Genomic DNA, 2,823 nt, shown 5'->3' with positions numbered 1-2,823 from the left:
GGATCAAATGTGCGATCAACTATTGGCTAATCCTGTGATTGAAAATTATCGCTTTGATTTGCATTGTCAGTAGATAGGGGATAGAGATTAGGGGATAGGGAAATGGGGAAATTCACCCAATACCCCAATACCCCAACACCCATCTGATGAGAGCTTTCTGCACAATGAATTAACCAAGTTAAAAATTCTGAAGTTTGGGATTATTGTTTTCCCTGGATCGAATTGCGATCGAGATGTGGCAACGGTGACGGAGGGGATTTTTCAGCAACCTACCCGCTATGTTTGGCATCAAGAGACGGATCTAGGGGATTTGGATGTGATCGTGGTGCCGGGGGGATTTAGTTACGGCGATTATTTGCGCTGTGGTGCGATCGCTCGGTTTTCGCCGGCGATGAAAACTGTCCGAGAAGAAGCCGAAAAAGGTAAATTAGTTTTAGGCATCTGTAACGGTTTTCAGGTATTAACGGAAATTGGGCTGCTACCCGGTGCGTTAATTCGTAATCGCGATTTACATTTTATCTGCGATCGAGTGCCGGTAAAAGTGGAAAATAATCAATCTGTCTGGACGCGAGGTTATCAACCGCAACAGGTGCTTAATTTGCCGATTGCCCACGGGGAAGGGCGTTATTATGCCGCAGAAGATACGTTAAAATCTCTGGAGGATAACGGACAAATTCTCTTTCGTTACTGTACTCCCACAGGAGAGGCAAATGAGTCGGGAAATCCTAACGGTTCGTTAAATAATATTGCAGGAATTACCAATAAAGCAGGAAATGTGCTAGGAATGATGCCTCATCCCGAACGCGCCGCCGATCGGATGCTCAATTTGACCGATGGGAGTCTGTTATTTCAGGAGTTGATCAATTGTTGTTGACTAGACCTCTTGTAAAAATCAAAAATTGTTGTTAGGGTCAGGAGTCAGTAGCCGGTCGTCAGGAGTCAGGAGAATTAAAAATGAATAATAATCAATTAAATGGTCTATTTACAGACTTGAGGCAATTTAATCCTTATTTTTGCCCTTTTTCAACCCTCAAGTAGTTGGGGTTTTGGGGTTTTGGGGTTTTAGTTGAAATTTCCCTGATAACTGATAACTGATAACTGATAACTGATAACTGATAACTGATAATCCTGTGGCTGTTTTAAAAGATAATCGGGCTACCGTCCAAAAAGTTCTCTGGATCACCCTACTGCTGAACATTTTGGTTATGGCGATCAAAGCGGGGGTGGGTTTGAGAATTGGTGCTTTAAGTCTGCAAGCGGATGCTCTCCATAGTGTCACCGATAGTGCCAATAATGTCTTGGGATTAGTAGCGATGCGGTTTTCCTCTCCCTATCCAGATCGAGATCATCCCTACGGACATCTGAAATACGAAGCGATCGGAGCTTTAGCGATCGCCGCCTTTTTGGGGATTGCCTGTTTTGAAATCTTGCAAGGGGCGGTCATGCGTATTATCAAAGGAGGAAAACCCGTCGAGATTGCAGGTCCTGAGTTATGGCTATTAATTATCGTTTTAGGGGTGAATATTTTTGTCACCTATTATGAAAGATCGGTGGGGCAGCGTGTCGGTAGTGCGATTTTGATTGCCGATGCTCGTCATACCATGAGTGATGTGTGGGTGACAATTACGGTTTTATTGGGTTTAGTCGGGGTTTGGGTGGGCAATACGGCTAATATTCCCCAATTACAATGGTTAGATGTGATTTTGTCCTTTCCCGTCGCTTTTTTGGTGTTTAGCAGTGGTTGGAAAGTCCTGATGGAGAATTTACCTTTGTTAGTGGATGAAATGGCGATCGCTCCTGAAGTGATTCATCAAATTGTGATGGAGGTGCCGGGGGTGCTTAATTGTCATGCGATCGCGTCTCGGGGAGTGGTGGGAAGACAGGTATTTATAGAAATGCACCTAGTTGTCTCCGCTCAAGATGTGGAAACTGCTCACGCAATCACGGAAGCGGTAGAAGCAAGATTAACCCAACAATTTAGCCCTGTGAGAATTTTAATTCACGTTGAACCGCCGGATTATCGTTCCGATCAGATCACTTTTGATGAAGAAGTGTGAAGCAAAAAGGCCTAAAATAAGTAGCAAACTTTTGCTAGAGGTGGCCATGACGACGGAGAATCAAGCTAGAAGCATAGTAATTACTGGTGGAGCAGGATTTATCGGCTCGAATTTTGTTCATCATTGGTGCGAGAATTATCCTGAGGATCGTGTCATTGTTCTTGATGCTCTTACCTACGCGGGCAATTTGAATAATTTAGCGACACTGAAAGATAGAAAGAATTTCCGTTTTCTGCAAGGGGATATCTGCGATCGAGCTTTAGTTGATGAATTATTTGCCGGTGAAAATATCGATACAGTTGCCCATTTTGCCGCCGAATCCCATGTGGATCGATCGATTCTTGGACCTGGGGCTTTTGTGCAAACTAATGTGGTGGGAACTTTTACTCTATTAGAAAGTTTTCGGCAACATTGGTTAAGTAATCATCAACCCGATAACTATCGTTTTCTGCACGTTTCCACCGATGAGGTTTATGGCAGTTTAGGAGTAGATGATCCGGCTTTTACCGAAACTACTCCCTATGCTCCTAATAGTCCCTATTCTGCCTCAAAAGCGGGGAGTGATCATCTAGCGAGAGCTTATTTTCATACCTACGGAATGCCGACAATTATTACTAATTGCTCTAATAATTATGGTTCCTACCATTTCCCAGAAAAGTTAATTCCTTTGATGTGTATTAATATTCTTTTGGGTAAACCTTTACCTGTTTATGGTGATGGTCAAAATGTTCGAGATTGGTTATATGTGCGGGATCATTGTCAAGCT

4 protein-coding genes are annotated in these 2,823 nt (G+C 43.3%); all 4 read left to right on the top strand.

The genetic code is table 11. The features are described 5' to 3' along the window. The coding region (locus tag PX636_RS22740) for a phosphoribosylformylglycinamidine synthase subunit PurS (RefSeq protein WP_353853489.1) at positions 1 to 73 on the top strand (73 nt) is incomplete at its 5' end. A gap of 114 nt (positions 74 to 187) precedes the next feature. Further along, entirely contained in the window at positions 188 to 874 is a 687-nt protein-coding gene (gene purQ, locus PX636_RS16485; RefSeq protein ID WP_044034790.1) for a phosphoribosylformylglycinamidine synthase subunit PurQ, read from the top strand. Positions 875 to 1,130: 256 nt separating this feature from the next. After that, entirely contained in the window at positions 1,131 to 2,057 is a 927-nt protein-coding gene (cdf31, locus tag PX636_RS16480) for a CDF family zinc efflux transporter Cdf31 (protein WP_288032891.1), read from the top strand. Positions 2,058 to 2,103: 46 nt separating this feature from the next. Beyond that, positions 2,104 to 2,823: dTDP-glucose 4,6-dehydratase (gene rfbB / locus PX636_RS16475; RefSeq protein WP_288117871.1), on the top strand; the 720-nt coding region annotated here is incomplete at its 3' end.

The organism is Microcystis sp. M53598_WE2 (assembly GCF_030067735.1).
Lineage (GTDB): Bacteria > Cyanobacteriota > Cyanobacteriia > Cyanobacteriales > Microcystaceae > Microcystis > Microcystis aeruginosa.
This window is presented reverse-complemented; position numbering and strand designations above follow the sequence as displayed.